This is a genomic window from Streptomyces sp. NPDC001270, from assembly GCF_042896695.1.
GTDB lineage: Bacteria > Actinomycetota > Actinomycetes > Streptomycetales > Streptomycetaceae > Streptomyces.
This window is the reverse complement of sequence record NZ_JBIAXM010000046.1, coordinates 37,777-55,466: the sequence shown is the minus strand read 5'-3', so window position 1 is coordinate 55,466 and position 17,690 is coordinate 37,777. Positions and strand designations below refer to the sequence as shown.

General features: G+C 70.8%; 20 protein-coding genes and 3 tRNA genes. 19 read left to right on the top strand and 4 right to left on the bottom strand.

The features are described 5' to 3' along the window. Positions 1 to 244 precede the first annotated feature (244 nt). From ACFY2B_RS41295 to xerC, 16 genes are all read left to right on the top strand, one after another. Positions 245 to 697, top strand: a complete 453-nt coding sequence (locus tag ACFY2B_RS41295) for a protein kilB (protein ID WP_390768207.1) — start codon at positions 245 to 247, stop codon at positions 695 to 697. Positions 698 to 784: 87 nt separating this feature from the next. Beyond that, complete coding sequence (locus tag ACFY2B_RS41290; RefSeq protein WP_390768206.1) at positions 785 to 1,081, top strand: DUF6284 family protein; 297 nt, start codon at positions 785 to 787, stop codon at positions 1,079 to 1,081. Next, a complete protein-coding gene (locus tag ACFY2B_RS41285) occupies positions 1,078 to 1,272 on the top strand; it encodes a hypothetical protein (protein ID WP_390768205.1) in 195 nt (64 codons plus the stop codon). The genes ACFY2B_RS41290 and ACFY2B_RS41285 overlap by 4 nt, the downstream gene beginning before the upstream one ends. Continuing rightward, on the top strand, positions 1,269 to 1,718 hold the full coding sequence (locus ACFY2B_RS41280; protein ID WP_390768204.1) for a Pycsar system effector family protein: 450 nt from the start codon (positions 1,269 to 1,271) through the stop codon (positions 1,716 to 1,718). Before ACFY2B_RS41285 ends, ACFY2B_RS41280 begins: the two co-directional genes overlap by 4 nt. A gap of 68 nt (positions 1,719 to 1,786) precedes the next feature. Next, on the top strand, positions 1,787 to 2,392 hold the full coding sequence (locus ACFY2B_RS41275; protein WP_390768203.1) for a GGDEF domain-containing protein: 606 nt from the start codon (positions 1,787 to 1,789) through the stop codon (positions 2,390 to 2,392). Beyond that, positions 2,389 to 3,507, top strand: coding sequence for a conjugal transfer protein (locus ACFY2B_RS41270; protein ID WP_390768202.1), 1,119 nt, complete (start codon positions 2,389 to 2,391; stop codon positions 3,505 to 3,507). The genes ACFY2B_RS41275 and ACFY2B_RS41270 overlap by 4 nt, the downstream gene beginning before the upstream one ends. Continuing rightward, entirely contained in the window at positions 3,507 to 3,854 is a 348-nt protein-coding gene (locus ACFY2B_RS41265) for an RRQRL motif-containing zinc-binding protein (RefSeq protein ID WP_390768201.1), read from the top strand. Before ACFY2B_RS41270 ends, ACFY2B_RS41265 begins: the two co-directional genes overlap by 1 nt. A gap of 2 nt (positions 3,855 to 3,856) precedes the next feature. Further along, positions 3,857 to 4,174 carry a hypothetical protein gene (locus ACFY2B_RS41260; protein WP_390768200.1) on the top strand — a complete coding sequence of 106 codons (318 nt, stop codon included), beginning with the start codon at positions 3,857 to 3,859 and terminating at the stop codon, positions 4,172 to 4,174. Continuing rightward, positions 4,168 to 4,347 (top strand): pRL2-8, encoded by a 180-nt coding sequence (locus tag ACFY2B_RS41255; RefSeq protein WP_390768212.1) that lies wholly within the window; start codon positions 4,168 to 4,170, stop codon positions 4,345 to 4,347. The genes ACFY2B_RS41260 and ACFY2B_RS41255 overlap by 7 nt, the downstream gene beginning before the upstream one ends. A 113-nt stretch (positions 4,348 to 4,460) precedes the next feature. Beyond that, the gene (locus ACFY2B_RS41250) at positions 4,461 to 6,590 is read left to right on the top strand and encodes an FtsK/SpoIIIE domain-containing protein (RefSeq protein WP_390768199.1); all 2,130 of its coding nucleotides are present in this window, start codon (positions 4,461 to 4,463) and stop codon (positions 6,588 to 6,590) included. Positions 6,591 to 6,794: 204 nt separating this feature from the next. Beyond that, on the top strand, positions 6,795 to 7,265 hold the full coding sequence (locus tag ACFY2B_RS41245) for a hypothetical protein (protein WP_390768198.1): 471 nt from the start codon (positions 6,795 to 6,797) through the stop codon (positions 7,263 to 7,265). An 18-nt stretch (positions 7,266 to 7,283) separates the two neighbouring features. Then, positions 7,284 to 7,574 (top strand): hypothetical protein, encoded by a 291-nt coding sequence (locus tag ACFY2B_RS41240; RefSeq protein ID WP_390768197.1) that lies wholly within the window; start codon positions 7,284 to 7,286, stop codon positions 7,572 to 7,574. Positions 7,575 to 7,661: 87 nt separating this feature from the next. Beyond that, complete coding sequence (locus ACFY2B_RS41235) at positions 7,662 to 8,516, top strand: bifunctional DNA primase/polymerase (protein ID WP_390768211.1); 855 nt, start codon at positions 7,662 to 7,664, stop codon at positions 8,514 to 8,516. A gap of 3 nt (positions 8,517 to 8,519) precedes the next feature. Continuing rightward, positions 8,520 to 9,995, top strand: a complete 1,476-nt coding sequence (locus ACFY2B_RS41230; protein WP_390768196.1) for an ATP-binding protein — start codon at positions 8,520 to 8,522, stop codon at positions 9,993 to 9,995. 448 nt (positions 9,996 to 10,443) lie between these two features. Next, a complete protein-coding gene (locus ACFY2B_RS41225) occupies positions 10,444 to 10,641 on the top strand; it encodes a helix-turn-helix domain-containing protein (RefSeq protein ID WP_390768195.1) in 198 nt (65 codons plus the stop codon). Beyond that, positions 10,641 to 11,843, top strand: a complete 1,203-nt coding sequence (gene xerC, locus ACFY2B_RS41220) for a tyrosine recombinase XerC (RefSeq protein ID WP_390768194.1) — start codon at positions 10,641 to 10,643, stop codon at positions 11,841 to 11,843. The genes ACFY2B_RS41225 and xerC overlap by 1 nt, the downstream gene beginning before the upstream one ends. A gap of 89 nt (positions 11,844 to 11,932) precedes the next feature. Here the strand turns inward: xerC and ACFY2B_RS41215 are convergent. The 4 genes from ACFY2B_RS41215 to ACFY2B_RS41200 form a co-directional block, all read right to left on the bottom strand. Continuing rightward, a tRNA-Phe gene (locus tag ACFY2B_RS41215) sits at positions 11,933 to 12,009 on the bottom strand. A gap of 21 nt (positions 12,010 to 12,030) precedes the next feature. Beyond that, positions 12,031 to 12,108: transfer RNA gene (locus ACFY2B_RS41210), tRNA-Asp, on the bottom strand. A 38-nt stretch (positions 12,109 to 12,146) separates the two neighbouring features. Beyond that, positions 12,147 to 12,219: transfer RNA gene (locus tag ACFY2B_RS41205), tRNA-Glu, on the bottom strand. Between the two features lie 80 nt (positions 12,220 to 12,299). Further along, on the bottom strand, positions 12,300 to 13,889 hold the full coding sequence (locus tag ACFY2B_RS41200) for a metallophosphoesterase (protein ID WP_390768193.1): 1,590 nt from the start codon (positions 13,887 to 13,889) through the stop codon (positions 12,300 to 12,302). A gap of 83 nt (positions 13,890 to 13,972) precedes the next feature. Here ACFY2B_RS41200 and ACFY2B_RS41195 point away from each other — a divergent pair, with 83 nt between their 5' ends. From ACFY2B_RS41195 to ACFY2B_RS41185, 3 genes are all read left to right on the top strand, one after another. After that, positions 13,973 to 14,323: a metallopeptidase family protein gene (locus tag ACFY2B_RS41195; protein ID WP_390768192.1), complete on the top strand. Its 351-nt coding sequence runs from the start codon at positions 13,973 to 13,975 to the stop codon at positions 14,321 to 14,323. An 82-nt stretch (positions 14,324 to 14,405) separates the two neighbouring features. After that, on the top strand, positions 14,406 to 14,918 hold the full coding sequence (locus tag ACFY2B_RS41190; protein WP_390768191.1) for a hypothetical protein: 513 nt from the start codon (positions 14,406 to 14,408) through the stop codon (positions 14,916 to 14,918). Positions 14,919 to 15,305: 387 nt separating this feature from the next. Next, entirely contained in the window at positions 15,306 to 17,594 is a 2,289-nt protein-coding gene (locus ACFY2B_RS41185) for a DEAD/DEAH box helicase (protein WP_390768190.1), read from the top strand. Positions 17,595 to 17,690: the final 96 nt, after the last annotated feature.

Below are 17,690 nucleotides of genomic sequence, written 5' to 3'. Positions count from 1 at the left end.
GGGTTGCCTTCATCGCCGTTCGGTTCGGGATAGCTCGTGCAGGTGGGGCCCTGAGCTGGTCGTTCCTTGACAACTGCATAGGTGGGCCCCGTCTCCCCGAGTCGAAAAGACGGACCGCGCGGCTACGTCGCGCATCGATCGATCCGCGGCGCTCGCCTCCGCGGCCGGTTGCCTCCGCTGCTCGTCTCGTACGAGCAGCGCTGAGGGGAGCCGGAGAGTCTGGCCCCGAAAAAGGGGGAGTCCCATGGAGATCGCCGCCGCCGTTGTCGCGGTCATCGGCACCGTTCTGGGTGCCGGTGTTGTCGGTGTCCAGCAGTCCTACGCGGCTCGTTCCCAGCGCCGACAGACGCTGCGGGACCGGGCCCTGACGGCCCTGTCCGAGCTGAGCACCGCACTGGCGGATCACCGGCGGGCGATGTGGGTCCGCGAGGACCTGCGCCTGTCCGGTGCGGCCCCGGCCGATATCGCTGCCGCTCGCGAGGCGAGCCACGTCACCCGGTCCGCCGTCACCGCCCCGCAGATCGCCCTGACGGTGCTGCTGCCGCAACTCCGTCTCGACGTGGACGCGGCCGTACGTGCCGCATACGAGATGCGTGGCGCCCAGTCCGCCGAGGTCCTGGCATCGCGCCGGGAGGCGGCCGTATCCGCGGCCGACGCGCTGACCGCCAGCACGGCGCACGTCCTGTCCCGTCCCTGACCCACCCCGTACATACGGCCGCACCCCCGGAGTAGCAGCTCCGGGGGTGCCTTCGGGCCGTCCACCCTGTGAGAGGAACCACGACCCATGAAGCACATCGTTGCTGATCAGGCGGTTGTTACCGCCGACGAGTACGACCGTGAGCCGACGGCCACGGAGCTGAACGCGATCGAGTGGGAGACGGACGTCATCCGGGCGGACGTCGAGCTGCTGGACGCGCAGATCACGGCCCTGGACCGCGTCCCGAACGAGGTGGACACGCAGCGCATCCGCCGGGCCCGCCGCCGTCTGCTGGCCGCCCGCCGGGACCTGGAGAACAAGGTGCCCGTGTCGGTGCTGCCGCACGCCGGTGACGGCTCGTTCCTGCTGGAGGTAGCAGCATGAGCGCCCCGACTCCGGCCCCCAAGGGCTTCGCCCAGGTCCTGATCACCGTGGGCGCGCTCATCGCGCTCACCGCTTCCCTGACCGCCCTCGTGAGCGGGCACCGCTCGCTGATGGGCGTGGCCGCCGTCGGTTTCGCCCTCCAGCTCGCTGGCTGGGTGGTCAACGGCCGCCGGAACGGGGGCCGTCGATGACGACCCGCGACGAGAACCTGACGGCCGCGCACGCTGAGGTGAAGGCGGAGATCGCGCGGACGGACAACAAGGTCGCGCTGCTGCTGGCGTTCGTCGGTGCAGTGCTGGCCGGTGCCTGGACTGTCGGCCGTGACCTGCCCTTGAACTGGCCCGCCGCGATCGTTGGCGGTGTGGGCGTGGCGCTGCTGGTCGGTGCGGCTGAGCGGCTGCTGCGGTCGGTCCGCCCGAACCTGAGCGGCCGACACGGCTTCCCCCTGTGGGCCACCCTCACCCCCGAAGAGATCACCGAGACTGTCTCGCATGACCTGGCCGCGGACATCGCCGGGCTGTCCCGGCTGGCCGTCACCAAGTTCACCTGCCTGCGCCGCGCGGTCGGCCTCATCCGCGCGGGTGGGGCTCTGCTCATCCTCGCTGCTCTCCTCACCTTCTTCGGGGGTGCGGCGTGAACGATCTGCTGACGGTTGTGTCTGCTGCGGGTCCGCTGGCGGCTGGGTGGGGTGTTCACGGGGTGTGGATGCGCCGCCGGTTATCGGCGGCGCGGCGTGATCCGCTGTCCGGGCTGTGGACCCGGGCCCCGTTCGAGCGGCGGGCGGCCCGGGTGCTGGCCCGCCGCCCGCACACCGGGGTCATCCTTGCCGACCTGGACGGCTTCAAGGCCCTCAACGACACGTTCGGGCATGCCGCCGGGGACGCTGCGATCCGTGCCTCCGCCGCGAGCCTCACCGACGCCCTGAGCAAGATTCCGGGGGCGCTGGCGGCCCGGCTGGGAGGGGATGAGTTCGCCGCCGTCATCCCCCTGCCCGATCCGGTCGCGCTGCCGTGGCTGCTGCGCAGCCTGCACGACGCCATCACCGCCCCGTTCCGGCACGCCGGACGTGACCTGACCGTGGGCGTCTCCATCGGCGCGGCTCTCTCCAACGACCTCGCGCCCGCCGTGGGCGGCTCGGGTGACGTGCTGGGGGTGCTGCTGCGGCTGGCGGACGAAGCCATGTACGCGGCCAAGCGCACCGGCGGCGGCTGGCACTACCCCGCCGCGGGAGCTCCCGCGGCGGGCACGACGGCCGGGCGGCGCACGGGACGGCCCGGCACCCACACCACGCAGAGGAAGGACGCGGCATGAACCAGCGAACATCCCTGACGAAGACGCAGATCAGTGTCCTGACGGCCGCGTTCGTGCCCATGCTGGCCACCGGCGTGTTCGGCGGTATCGGCACCTACAGCAACATCGGGCACGCCTACGGCAAGGGCACCGCGCTCGGGGCTCTCGCGGCCGGTGAGGGTGCCACGGCCGTTCTCGCCCTGGTCCTGCTCGGGCTGACCATGCTGGGCCAGTCCTCCCCGCGCATCGTGCGCTCGGGTCTGTGGGCCCTGCCTGCCGGTGCCGCTGTCATGGGCGCCATGGCCGCGCCCGACACCGGCCGGATGGTGATCTACGCACTGACTCCCATGGGTATGTCGGTGTCGGCGGAGGGCATGGCGTTCCTCGCCCGGCGGATCGTCGTCCACACCGACGGCCGCGACGCCGAGAACGAACGGCGTACCGCCGATCTGGTACAGGCACTCGCCTACCACCGCGCCCGCGCCGCGCATCACCCGACCGACTGGGTCAGGAAGCGGTCGGACCGCGTGTCGTGGCGTCTGGCCCGCAAGGTCGGGGTCGGGGATACGGCGCTGGGATCGAGGCTGCTGGACGTCCAGCGCGATCGGGTCACCGCCGGAGCGGATGCCGCACTCGCGTCGATGTTCGGCGGCACCGGACCAGCACCCACCCCGATCCCAAATGCGGAGGAATCGACTGAGAGTAGTCGAGAACGGTCTATGGCTGACCTGCCGGAATCGACCCCCGCCACGGTCACCCTGACCCGCCTCACCGTGCCCGATCCGCTGCCCTTCGATCTGGGCAAGTCGGACACGATCGGGAAGCCGACTCCGGCGGTCGCACCGGCGGTGAAGCCCGTCCCGATCGAGGCAGCGCCCGCCGTACCCGCCGGGTCGGTTCCCGCTGAGTCGGCCCGGCAGCGCCGGGTGACGGGCCGTGTCCCGGCGTCGGCGAAGTCGCCCCGCACCCGCCGCACCCCGGAGCAGTTGCTGACCGAGGCGCGCAAGGCGACGGAGGGTTGGCCGGTCGGGCAGGTCACGGCGGAGGGGATCCGCCGGGAGTTGCACACGTCCCCGGCCAATGCCCGCATGCTGCGTGACGTGCTGCTCGCCGAACGCGCCGCCACGGCCGCGTGATGGCCGCGCTGCCGGTGTTCCGGTGGCGCCTGGCACCGGATGGATACGCCACCTACCGCCAACTGAGGGCGCGCGGTCTGCGGCCCGGTGGTCAGGGGGTGGCTGCTCAGTTGGAGCGGCCACGCCGCCGCCGTGGGCCGCTGGTCGCCTACCTGTACCGCATCGACCGGGCCAAGCCCGTACGGCCGATGACCCCCGCCAAATGGGCGGCGCTGGAGCGGGCCAACACCGCCCGCCGCACCTGCCCGCAGTGCTGCCGGGATGCGGGCTACGTCATTCCGCCCTCGCTCGGCACGTGCGTGCCGTGCGCCTACCCCGACCCGCACGAATCCGAAGGGACTGCCTGACCATGGGCAACTCCGAGATCCGCCGTCTGGACCGCGAGATCACCAAGACGGCCAGGAAGCTGGAAGCCGTCCGTCAGGGCGAGTGGTGGCCGCTGACCGGCCGTGAGCGCCGCGACATGGCCCGCGCGATGGTCGGCGGCGCCCGCAGCATCCACCAGGGCCGCGACACGGGCCGTGCCGACGACCGGATGGACACCATCGGTTCCGCTGCCGAGACCCGCCTGACCGCCGAACTGAGCGCCCTGTACGGCGAGCGGCAGCGGCTCATCACCGAGGCCGCCCGCGACAAGGCCGCCAAGAAGTCCTCGGGGTGGTGGTGACGGTGGACGCGCGGGACACGCCGCCGGGCGAGTGCCCGCAGTGCTGGCAGCACGCCCACGACCGGCGCGCACACGGCCACCTCCGGCCCCGTGAGGACTGCCCGCAGTGCGTGGACCACATGCGCAACGGCTGCCCCTACCTCGTGCCCAAGAAGAAGTCGAACTGGTGGTGACCAGCCACAACGCATGACACCGGGACGGACCTGCTCTTTCCACGGACCCGGCCCGTCCCGGTGCCCTCCCTCAACTCCCGCCCCGATCCGGGGCAGTCAGGAGCACTCCCAGCATGACCGGGAACGTCGTTCACCTCCACAAGCCCACCGACCCGCCGACCGGCGCCGACGCCCCGACCGTCCTCACCGTCGTCCCCGACCCCCCGGCCGCCCCGCTGGTACCCCTGTGGGTGCGCTCCGGCCGCGCCATCAAGGCCGCCGCCACCGACGAGACCACCAAGACCGTGGTGCGGGCGGTGGCCCGGCACGGCCTGTACACGTTCAACGGGGGCCGGATCGTGGCCCGCCGCACCTGGGACGGCCGCACCGGCGCCCGCTACGAACGCATGATCCGCGCCGCGGAAGCCGCCGGGAACCTTGAGGTGGCTGAGGAGTGGGAGGAACGCCTCCAGCGCTTCAAGCAGGCACGCCACCGGCGCCGCATGGACCTCCTGCACTCTCCGGCCGAAGCCGCCAAGGGCGTCGCCGTCGGCACCGGTCTGGGTGCCGGGGTCCTGGTCGCCCTCGGGGTCATCATGGCTCTCAGCACCAAGCACCCGGCCGACGTGATCACCCCGCTCGCCGCCACCATCGAGTTCATCGCGACTCTGATCCGGATCGTTCAGGTGGTGTGGGGCCCGGCGGTCACGATCGGCCCGTTCCTCGCCCTGCTCGCCCTGTGGGCCGTCGGCAGCAAACAGCAAGCCGCACCCCAGTGGGCCCTGCCCGCCACCGTTCGGTCGGGCGAGGGTGAGCCGATCACCCCGTCCATCGTCGTCAAGGCCCTGCGCGACCTCGGGGTATCCGCCCTGCGCAACGCCATCAAGGAGATGGGTGACGCGGGTGCCGCGATGCTCGGGCCGATCCGGATCGCCGGATGCGGCGTGGAAGTCGACGTCACCCTTCCCTCCGGCGTCTCCACGATCGAGGTACAGAACCGGCGGCGGAAGCTGGCGGAGAACCTGACCCGGCACGAGCACGAGGTGTTCATCACGATCCCCGAAGCCGCCCGCACCGTCAGGTTGTGGATCGCGGACTCGGGGGCGCTGGATGAGCCGATCGGCCCGTCGCCGCTGGTCACCGATGACACGATGACCGCCGACTACGCCAAGGGCAAGGCTCCATGGGGCCAGGACCTGCGCGGGGACGCCGCCGCCCTCTCGCTGTATCAGCGCCATCTGCTCATCACCGGGTTGTCGAACCAGGGCAAGACCGTTGCCCTGCGTTCCCTGGCGCTGTGGCTGGCGCTGGACAGGTCGGTGCGGTTCCTCATGGGCGACCTCAAGGGCGTAGGGGACTGGGCCATGTTCGACGGCCTTGCCGACACCCTGATCCAGGGGCCGACCGACGAGCACGTCATCCAGGTGACCGAAATGGTTGAGGGCGCGGTGGATGAGATGAACCGCCGCCTGATGGCGCCGCCCGGCACCGTGTTCCCCGCGCTCATCGTCCTCGTCGACGAAGCGCAGGTGGCGTTCATGTGCCCGCTCAAGGACGAGGACGGCCGCTACTACGGCGGTTCGAAGGCCACGTCCCGGTACTTCATGGCCGTCCGGAAAATCCACAACCAGGGCCGTGCGGTGAACGTGCTGATGTGGCAGGGCACCCAGGACCCCACGGACCAGAACCTTCCCAAGCTGGTCCGTGAGGGCGCGCACACGCGTGCGTCGCTCGCGCTGGGAACGGAGTCACAGGCCCGGATGGCGCTGGGGGACAAGGCCGTTGACGGCGGCGCCGCTCCGAACCTGCTGCGTCCCGGTCTGGACCAGGGAACCCTGGTCGTCGCGTCGTCGGGGATCGACATTCCCAAGGGGCAGTCGTCCATCACGGTCCGCACGCACTACCTCGACGACGACGCCGCCGTGGCCATCACCGACCGTGCCAAGGCACTACGCGACGGGGTCACCACGCTGACCGTGATCGAGCGGGGCGAGGACCGTGACCCGCTCACCGACATCGCGTCCGTCGTCGGCGATGCGTCCCGGGTGCTCACTCAGGATGTGCTGAAGCGGCTCGCGGCACTGAACGCGGACGCCTACAGCAAGTGGTCGTTCCTCGACCTCAAGCGCGTCCTGGACGGCACCGGAGCCGAACCCTACAAGTCCGACGGCCGGATGGTCGTCGGCCGTGACCGCCTCACCCGCGCCCTCACCAACCGCGACGGCGACAGCAACGGCGAGGGTTCCGCTTCTGCCGACGGATGACAGGGAGCCGACCCCCGGCGGGTCAGGGAGGCAGGGAGAACTCCCTGAACCCCTCCCTGACCCGCCTCCCTGCCCCTGACCTGCACGAATGATCGTTCAGGGAGGCAGGGAGGCACCCCTGGTCAGACCCCCGAAACCCCCTCCCATACGCCCCCGGCAGGGGGTGTCTCAGCCTCCCTGAACCCTGCCCGGAAGGGATTCCGCATGTACCCCGAACACATCCGCCACGCCCCCGCCACGGGGGTCGTGGAAGTCCACCAGCCGACCCCCATCACCCCGGCCGTACCGGTGACGGCGCCGGTCGTCCCCGTCCAGCCGGACACCGTCCCGACGGTCGCGAGCGTGGTCCTGCCGGACGGACGGATCGTCACCGGCTACGCCATCCCGACCGCCCAGCCCGAACCGGTCACCGCCAAACCGGCCGTCTCCCACGCCGCGGTAAACGTCGCCCTCGGGGGCGTCGGCTTCCTCGCTGTGTGCGGCGGCCTGCTCCTGCTCACCTCATTCATCGCCGCACTCACCGCCCTGATCACCCAACTGATCATCCTCGCCGCGGTCATCTTCGGCGGCTGGATCGCCGTGCAGGTCTTCACCGCCCGCGGCCACCACGACCACGCCGGGACCACGGTCACCATCCGCAAAGCCATCTTCAAGCGCAACCACTTCCACGGCTGAGAAGGAGACCAACCCCCTATGCCCCGACTCCGTATCCACGTCCACGGCTGGACCCGCCGCACGCTGATCCTCACCGACACCCCCGACCCCGACTGCGCCAACTGCGAGGGAGACGGCGGCTTCGAGCACGACTACGGCGACCACACCGGCGAGTACGCCGGTACCGAATGGGAGCCCTGCGACTGCTGGAACGAAAACCGCCGCTGGACCCTGCTGACCCTCCCGCGCAGGCCCCGGTGGCTGCGTCGCCGCGACACCGGGCGTGACCCGTGGGCCCCCGGCGACTACAGCGACGAACCACCCTTCTAGCTGCGCCAAGGGCGGCCCCCGTCTCGCCAAAGTCCGGGGCCGCCCTTGCCTGACCAGCACCCCATCAAGGAACTGGAGACATCCAGCATGACCCATGACGCCCAATCCGCGCTGCTGTCCACGGCGCTGCATCTGGCCGCGTCCGGCGTGCCAGTGCTGCCCCTGCGGGCAGGCAAGGGACCGTTCGGCAACTGCCCCACCTGCACCGGCAACGCGTGCGGGGGCCGACCGAACATGAAAACCCCGGGACCCTGCCAGTGCCCGCGCCCCTGCCACGGCTGGGCTGCCGCCACCACCGACCCGCACGTCCTCAACTCCCGTGCGTGGGCGTCGGCGTGGCAGCACGCGGCGACGGTCGCCTACCACCCCGGCGGCGCCGGAGTGACGGTGGTCGACCTGGACAACGCCGCGGCCGTCGACTGGGCCCGCCAGTCCCTGCCCGCCACCCGCACCGTTCCCACCAGCCGCGGCCAACACTGGCTCTACCGCGGGACCATGCCCTCCGCCAACGGGGTACGGCCTGGCGTGGACATCAAGTCGACCATGGCCTACGCCCGTTGGCTGGGACCCGGCACCGGCGCCACGGCCGCTCTCCGGGACTCTGTACGCGCTCTGGCAGTAAAGGAACCGTCCCCGCCCCGCAGGGCGCCACAGTCGCTCACAGTGCCTCTGAGGAGCGGGCAGGGGGAGTGCCGTCACCGTACGCCCGTCTACCTGGACCGTGGGATCGCCATGGCCGAGCAGCGCATCACCGAGGCCCAAAGCGCGATCCACACCACGGTGTACCGGACGTTCCTCGCCGTGCTGTCCGCTCATGGCCGGTGCGGCTGTCTCACGGACGCCCATGTCGCGCGGCTGTTCACCGCAGCGCAGGCCAAGGGCGAGTCCCCCCGGCACTGCACCGACGCGTGGACCAACGCCCTGACCACACTGGGGATGTGAGCCATGACGGACGACGAGAAGACCCCTGCCCGCGAGATCATCACCGACTACGCGCAAGCGCACTTCCGCTACTTCCGCACCGCCGACGGGACCGTGTACGCGCAGCGCACCGGCCACCCCGTGGCCCGCCCGATCCGCTCCCAGGGCACCACCGGCAGCCACCGGCAGGAACTCATGGTCGGCCTGTTCCGCGACGGGTTCGGCGCCTTCAACGGAACCGCCCTCAAGGAGGCACTGGACTTGATCGAGGCACTCGCCCTGACCGAGCAGGTACAGCCCACCCACATCCGCGTCGCCCCCGGATTCGACGGCGCCACCTGGCTCGACCTCGGCCGCGACGACGGACAGTCCGTGCGCATCCACCCCACCGGCTGGGACATCCGCACCCCCGACCCGCAGGAGGTGTGCTGGCGGCGCACCCAGCTCACCGGGGAACTCCCCCTGCCCGCCAGGGACACCAACGGCAAGGGCATCGACCTGCTCATGCGGCTGTGCAACTTCGCCGACGCCCAGACCGAAGCCCTCGCTATCGCGTGGCTGATCGGCTGCCTGGAACCGTCGGCGCCGGTCCCGGCCCCGTTCCTCACCGGGCCGCAGGGCGCGGGCAAGTCCACCGGCGGGCGGATGCTCGTACGGATCATCGAGGGCATGACCGGCGACCTGCGCCGGGCGCCCAAGGACGAGGAGAACATGATCACGGCGGTCGCGGCCGGATGGGTCACCGCCCTGGACAACCTCTCCCACCTGCCCCCGGACCTGTCCGACCTCATGTGCTGCATCATCACCGGGGCCGAGAGCATCAAGCGCGCGCTGTTCACCGACGGCGACGTGGTGCGCTCCCGCTACCGCCGCCCGATGCTGCTCACCGGAATCGACGTCGGCGTGATCCGCCCCGACCTCGCCGAACGGCTCCTCACCCTGCGCCTCGAAAGGCCGCGGGTGCGGCGCACCGAGGCGGAGCTGTGGGCGGAGTACGCCGAGATCCTGCCCGTCGTCCTCGGCTCCCTGCTCGACCTGACCGTGAAGGTCCGCGCGGTGCAGGCCGAGACTCCGACCGACCTGCGGATGGCCGACTTCGCCCACCTGTGCGCCCAGCTCGACATCGCCACCGGCTTCGGGACGCTGGACGCTTACAGGGCCAGCCTGGACGATCTCAACGACGACGTCATTGAGGGCGACTTGCTGGCGCAGACGGTTCTCAGGCGCGCCGCCGAACTCGCCCCGGGCGAGGAAGAGCGGATGACGTCGGCGGAGTGGCTCCATGCCCTGAGCGCCCTCTACAGCGGTGAGGACTGCCGTCCCCTGCCCAAGGGCTGGCCCACCACCGGCAAGGTCCTCTCCGACCGGCTCAGGCGGATCCAGCCCACCCTGGCCGCCCGCGGCGTCCTGGTCGACTGGGGACGCACCAGCGCCGCCCGCTACATCGAACTCAGCCGCCAGGCCCCCGCCCCGCCGCCCGAGCAGCAGACCGCGTTCTGACCGCACGCCCGGGGACAGGCGACAAGCAAGAGGAGCACGCCGCGCGCCGGGTGCTCCTCTTGCTGTTCCGGCGGCGGCAGCCGCCCTGCCACCGGTCGCGCCGCGAAGCGGCTCGTTCTTCAAGCCCTGAGCGGACGTAAGGCCACAGACACCACCCCATCTCTTTCCTAAGTAGGGAAGATCTGCGTCACTGCGTCACCACCAGCCCGACAGACGGCCGCTGACCTGCCGCGACAGCGGTGACGCAGACGGCCGATCCCTGCGTCATCCCGCGTCATCAGCGTCACCCCGTGACGAGCGCCCGTGTCATCGGTGACGCAGCGCCCACCCTGCTGCGTCACCGGAACCCGCAGGTCAGAAGCCTGATTGACGCAGGTGACGCAATGACGCAGAAATCCCAGCTTCGGACAGCACAGCCCCCCGAAGAACTGCCCGGAGGAGTTACGGCATGAGCACCGCCCTGCCCCCGAGTCACGAGGCGCTCACGGTTCCTGAGGTCATGGCCGCGCTGCGTCTGAGCCGCTTCAAGGTCTACGACCTCATCAGGTCTAGGCAACTCCAGAGCTTCACCATCGGCCGTGCCCGTCGTGTCCCGGCCGATGCCCTGCGCACCTACATCCAGAACCAACTGGGAGACAACAACTGATGGCGAAGCGCGCCAACGGCGAAGGCAGTATCACCATCCGCAAGGACGGTACCTATCACGGCCGCGTGTACGTGACGACGACCAGCGGGATCCGCAAGCGTGTCTCCGTCTACGGCAAGACTCGTGACGAGGTGCGGCAGAAGATCACTGAACTTCAGGCGCAGGAGAACCAGGGCATCCCGGTGCCCGACACGAATATGAACCTGGAGGACTACCTCACCTACTGGCTTGCGACTGTGGTCAAGGTCCACCGACGCCCCAAGACCTACCAGGGCTACGAGAGCGCGGCCCGTGTCCACTTGGTCCCTGGGTTGGGCCGGAAGAAGATCCGCACTCTTCGGGCGGCCGAAGTTCGGACGTGGCTTGCTCGGGTCGCCTCCGAGTGCCAGTGCTGCAAACACGGGTGGGACAAGGAGCGCGCCGAGTCCCAGTGCTGTGCCGCGGGGGAGTGCTGCAAGACCCTTCTGTCGCGTCGCATGGTGCAGTCCATCCATGCCGTGCTGCGGAACGCGCTTCAGAACGCTGTGCGAGAGGAGTTGATTGTTCGGAACATCGCTCAACTGGTGCAGGTCCCCACGCCGTCGTACGACACCGGCAAGGGGCTGAGCGTCGCCATGGCTCGCCTCCTGCTTCGTGAGTGCGCGGAGGACCGCTTGCATGCGCTCTACGTGCTCGCCCTGGTCCTAGGGATGCGGCGGGGGGAGATTCTGGGACTTCGCTGGGACGCTGTGAACCTTGACCGCGAGACGCTGACCGTTGAGCGGGCACTCCAGCGTGTTGACGGCGAGCTGAGGTTGGTCAAGCCCAAGACCATGGCGTCGGTCCGCACGGTCCCGCTCCCGCCAATCGTGGTGAAGGCACTCACCGATCACCGCGAGCGGCAGGCACAGGAGCGAGCGGCGGCAGGCATGGAGTGGAAGGAACGCGGACTGATTTTCACGTCCCGCATCGGCACTCCGCTGGAGCCGGACAACCTCCGACGGAGCTGGGACCCGCTCCGCAAGCGGCTCGGTCTGGAGATCCGATTCCATGATCTTCGACACTCGGCCGTCTCGCTGCTGCTCGATCTCGGGGTGCCGCCGCACATCGTCCGGCAGATCGTCGGGCACAGCGATATCGGGGTGACCATGAAGGTCTACGCCCACGCTTCGCTGGATGAGCAGCGGAAAGCGCTTCGGAAGCTGGGGGACAGCCTTTCCTGAGGGCCGTTGGCGTACCGGTTGGCGTAGGCGACATAAAAGCGGCCCCATCCGATGATCTTCGATGGGGCCGTATGCCCTGTTCAGGGCGATGGTGGCTGGGGCCGGGGTCGAACCGGCGACCTTCCGCTTTTCAGGCGGACGCTCGTACCAACTGAGCTACCCAGCCGCAGGGTTTCACGTGAAACCCTGGCGGTCCTGACGGGATTTGAACCCGCGGCCTCCACCTTGACAGGGTGGCGAGCACTCCAAACTGCTCCACAGGACCTTGCGTGACGTGCAAACAGTGTTGCACACCGTGTTGCGTGCCCCCAACGGGATTCGAACCCGTGCTACCGCCTTGAAAGGGCGGCGTCCTAGGCCGCTAGACGATGAGGGCTATCGGCCCGCCTGGGCGCTTCTCAGCGCGTCGGGGACGTGAGAAGCATATGGGATGGCGGGGGGTATCGCCAAAACGGTTTACGGGGCGGAGGGAGCGGGGGTCCGGGAGGGGGCCGTGGGTGGCGTGGGGGTGCCGGGAGACGGGGTGGCCGGGCTCGCGCCCGGCAGGTTCTCCTCCGGCAGATGGCGGCTGACCTCGGCGGTGGTCAGCCCGAGCCCGCCCAGTTCGATCTCGTCCCATGCCTGGAGGCGCCGGGTGTCCCGGTCGAAGTAGAGGATCGAGGCTTCGATCGGGTCCGGGTACGTGCCCTCCACGGCGCGCAGGCCGCTGCCGCCGGTCGATCCCTCGACGCGCAGCCGGGTGCCGTACCGCATGACCTCCGTCTGCTCGTGGTGGAGGTGGCCGGCCAGGACGATCGGCACTTCGCCGTCCGTCTCCCGGGCCGCCGAGGGCTCGTGCGCGAGGGCGACGTCCACCGGTGTCCCGGCGGCCCGCTGGTCGCGCAGCGCGGAGGCCAACTGGTCTCCGGCCAGCTGTTCTGCCTGGTCGCCGCCGGGTGCGACCGAGCGGTCGGGGGTGAACTGCGGGTCGCCGATGCCCGCGAAGCGCAGGCCGGCCACGGTCCGTGCCCGGCCGTCGTCCAGGACCTGCACGTTCTTCATGCGCTCCAGATAGCGCTGGGTCGCGTGGGAGTCGTGGTTGCCGCGGACCCAGACGTAGGGCACGTCCAGGTTGGCGATCGGGTCCAGGAAGCCGTTCTCCGCGGTGGTGCCGTGGTCCATGGTGTCGCCGGAGTCCACGATCACGTTCACCTTGTACTGCTTCACCAGCGAGGCGATGATCTTCCAGCTCGCCGGGTTGAGATGGATGTCGGAGACGTGCAGGACCCGGATGGTGGAGGGGTCCGGCTGGTAGGCCGGGAGCGTGGAGGTGACGTCGTAGAGCTTGGTCACGTTCGTCACCAGGCGGGCCAATTCCTTCTGGTAGACGTCGAATTCGGTGACGATGCTGCGGGCGTTGCCGACCACGGAGGGCGCGGAGGAGAGCAGGCCCGAGAACTTCGGTTCCAGGACCGACTTGGGGTTCCAGGTGGCGAACGCGGTCGCGCCGGAGGCGGCGAGGAGGGCCAGCGCCAGGCCGCCGGCGGTGAGGGCGCGCCCCGGGCGGCGGTAGACGGCCAGGCCGAGCGCGGTGGCACCGGCGACGACGGCGATGCAGGAGCGCACGGCGAGGTCGAGGGTGCCGTGTTCGACATCCCGGGTGACCTCGTCCTGGAGGCCGGAGAGCCGCTCGGGGTGGTCGACCAGGGCCTGGGAACGCACCGGGTCCAGTTGGTCGACGTTCACGTCCAGGCGGAAGGGCGCGACATGGCTGTCGAGGGTCAGTGCGCCGAGCGGGGACACATTGATCTTCGTGCCGCCGGTGAGCGAGGGGCGCAGGGTCATCGTCGTGTTCATGGGCCCGACGGACGTCCGTACGTTGCCGACGATCAGCAGGCCCAGCCAGGCGCCGGCCAGGACGACCGCCGTCAGGCCGAGGGCGCGGGCCCAGGGGCGCGGCCGGGCGGCGAGTTCGAGGGCGGGCGGCAGGGGGGCGCGCTCGGGTACGCGGAAGCGCTCGTACACGGAGACGAGGCGCTTCGGTACGGGGAAGCGGACGCGGACCATTGGTCCCGTATGCCCAAGCACGGAAGCGGATATGCGGCGGTCCGTGACACTCGTACGGCGGTCCCGTGCCCGACAATGGCCCTGTGCTGGAGATGACGCGCGAGGAGTTCGAGGAACTGGTCGCCGAGGCGCTCGACCGGATTCCGCCCGAGCTGACGCGGCTGATGGACAACGTCGCGGTGTTCGTCGAGGACGAGCCGCCCGCCCACGACCCCGAACTGCTCGGCCTGTACGAGGGGACGCCGCTGACCGAGCGCGGTGAGTGGTACGCGGGGGTGCTGCCGGACCGGATCACGGTCTACCGGGGGCCGACGGTGCGGATGTGTGAGACGCGGGAGGAGGTCGTGGCGGAGACCGAGGTGACCGTGGTGCACGAAATCGCCCATCATTTCGGGATCGACGACGCGCGTCTGCACGCACTCGGCTACGGGTGAGCGGCGCCCGCGTGTCTTCTTGCGGGCGGCGGGAGTTGGGCAGGGCGACTTCTTCGCCTGCCCGCCCTCGGAGGTGGCTTCCGTGCGCCCCTTGTACGTACCAGTCCGTTTCGCCGCCACGGTACTGGCCGTCTCCGCGGCCGCCGGCTGCGTGAACGTCGGCGCGGACACCGCCCGCCCCGGGCCGTCGCGGTCCACCGGACAGCAGGGCGGCAAGGCACCCGACGGGGGTGCGGCGGTGCCCGGCGCCGGTGCCGGGTACGGCGGCCCGGCGGCCGACGGCGACCGGCGCGAGGACCGCGACGGGGCGAAGCCCGGGGAGTCGGCGTCCGCGCCGGAAACGCCGTCGGGGCGGCGCAGCGCGCCCGCCACGCCGACCGGGCCGCGGCACACGCCGAAGCCGGGGGATCCGGTGCCGACCGAGGAGCAGCCGCCCGATCCGCGCACCGAGGAGCCGACTCCGCCGCCGACCGTCGAACCACCCACGTCGCCGACTCCGCCGCCGACCGCGGAGCCGTCCTCGTCGGCGCACGAAGATCCCTCCCCGCAGTTGGTGCAGCGCGAGCCGGCGCCGGCAGCGGGTCGGCCGGCCTAGTGCCCCGGCAGGCAACGTTCGCCCCGTCGCGACGCTCCCCCAGCCTTCGGCCGGGAGGTACCCCCAGGCACGCTCCCCCAAGCTCTTCGAGCAGGGGGGACCCCCAGAGCACGCACCGAACGCCGCTCCTTGACGGGCAAACGTTGCCTGCCGAGGCACTAGCCCGGACCTGCGGCCCGTCCGGGGGTTCGGGCTCGGTTTGCCTTGGGGGGTGGAGGGTGCGTATGGTGGTAGATCGTTTGATCCCATTTGCCCGGCGCCAACGCAGAGCGCGCCGTGTGGCGCGTTCTCTCCTTTGCCGTGGCTGACCGCATTGAGGCGGTCGTATTGCGCATCACGGAGTTGACGGGTGCGTGCCGACGAGACTCCGGAAGGTTTCGCATTCGCATGTCCGTGTCCAGTACTGACCACGTCGTGCCGTCCGAGAACGATCACGTGGACGGGTCCGAGAACGTCGCAGCGCCCGAGCACGCAGAGCACGTAGAGCACGTAGAGCACGCAGAGAACACCGCGCACGCAGAGCCCGCCGAGGCCGTCGGGACTGCCGACGCCGGCGAGTCCGATGAGTCGGGCGAGTCCGGTGACACCCCTCAGATCAGCTTCGCCGACCTCGGTCTGCCCGAGGGCATCGTGCGCAAGCTCGCGCAGAACGGTGTGAGTGTCCCGTTCCCGATCCAGGCCGCGACCATCCCGGACGCCCTGGCCGGCCACGACATCCTCGGCCGCGGCCGTACCGGCTCCGGCAAGACCCTCTCCTTCGGTCTGCCCACCCTGGCCAGGCTCGCGGGCGGCCGCACCGAGAAGAAGCGCCCCCGGGCCGTCATCCTCACCCCGACCCGTGAGCTGGCCATGCAGGTCGCCGACGCGCTCCAGCCGTACGGCGACGTCCTCGGCCTGAAGATGAAGGTCGTCTGCGGCGGTACGTCCATGGGCAACCAGATCTACGCCCTGGAGAAGGGCGTCGACATCCTGGTGGCCACCCCGGGCCGCCTGCGCGACATCATCGACCGCGGCGCCTGCTCCCTGGACGACGTCCAGATCGCCGTGCTCGACGAGGCCGACCAGATGTCAGACCTGGGCTTCCTGCCCGAGGTCACCGAGCTGCTCGACCAGGTCCCGGCGGGCGGCCAGCGCATGCTGTTCTCCGCGACCATGGAGAACGAGATCCAGACCCTCGTCGACCGCTACCTCTCCTCGCCCGTCTCGCACGAGGTGGACGCCGCCCAGGGCGCGGTCACGACGATGTCCCACCACATCCTGATCGTGAAGCCCAAGGACAAGGCGCCGGTCACCGCGGCCATCGCCGCCCGCAAGGGCCGCACCATCATCTTCGTCCGTACGCAGATGGGCGCCGACCGCGTCGCCGAGCAGCTGCGCGACGCGGGCGTGAAGTCCGACGCGCTGCACGGCGGCATGACCCAGGGCGCCCGCACCCGGACGCTGGCCGACTTCAAGGACGGGTACGTCAACGTCCTGGTCGCCACGGACGTCGCCGCCCGCGGTATTCACGTCGACGGCATCGACCTGGTCCTGAACGTCGACCCGGCGGGCGATCACAAGGACTACCTGCACCGGGCCGGCCGCACCGCCCGCGCGGGCCGCACCGGCACGGTCGTCTCCCTCTCGCTGCCGCACCAGCGGCGGCAGATCTTCCGGCTGATGGAGGACGCGGGCGTGGACGCCGCGCGCCACATCATCCAGGGCAGCGCCGTCTTCGACCCGGAGGTCGCCGAGATCACCGGCGCCCGCTCCATGACCGAGGTCCAGGCCGAGTCCGCGGGCAACGCCGCCCAGCAGGCGGAGCGCGAGGTCGCCCAGCTCACCAAGCAGCTGGAGCGCGCCCAGCGGCGGGCCGGCGAGCTGCGCGACGAGGCCGACCGGCTGGTCGCCAGGGCCGCCCGTGAGCGGGGCGAGGACCCGGCGGCGGCGCTCGCCGAGGCGGCGGAGGCGTCCGCCGCGGAGGCGGTGGCCGAGGTGTCGGTGCCGGAGCAGCCGACGGCGCAGGACGTCGACCGGCCCGAGCGTGCCGAGCGCACGGCGGGCGCGGGCTCGTACGAGCGTCGCGAGCGCGGCGAGCGCGGCGAGCGCGGCGGTTTCAACCGTGACCGGGATCGGGACCGCGATCGTGACCGGGACCGTGGCTTCGAGCGTCGGGACGACCGTGCCGGTTTCCGTCGTGACGACCGCCGCGACGACCGCCGCGACGACCGTCGTGACGACCGCCGTCCGTTCGACCGGGACCGTGACCGGGATCGTGACCGCGGTGGGCGTTCCCTCGAGCGTCGGGACGACCGTGGTGGCTTCCGCCGGGACGACCGGGGCGGCCGGTCCTTCGAGCGTCGGGACGACCGTGCCGGTTTCCGTCGTGACGACCGTCGTGACGACCGCCGCGACGACCGTCGTGACGACCGCCGTCCGTTCGACCGGGACCGTGACCGGGATCGTGACCGCGGTGGGCGTTCCTTCGAGCGTCGGGACGACCGTGGTGGCTTCCGCCGGGACGACCGGGGCGGACACCGTGGCAGTGACCGTCCGTTCAACCGGGACCGCCAGGGTGACCGGCCCGGCTTCCGGACCGGCGGCCACGACCGCCCGTACGCCCGCCGCGACGACCACCGCGGCACCGGCTCGGTCGGTCGCCGCGACGACAAGCCGCGCTGGAAGCGCAACGGCTGACAGCTGACAGCAGCCGACGGCTGACGTAGCCGTCCGCCGCCGACGGAGGCCGGTGGACGCCGACGGAAGCCGACGGACGCCGACGGACGCCTACGA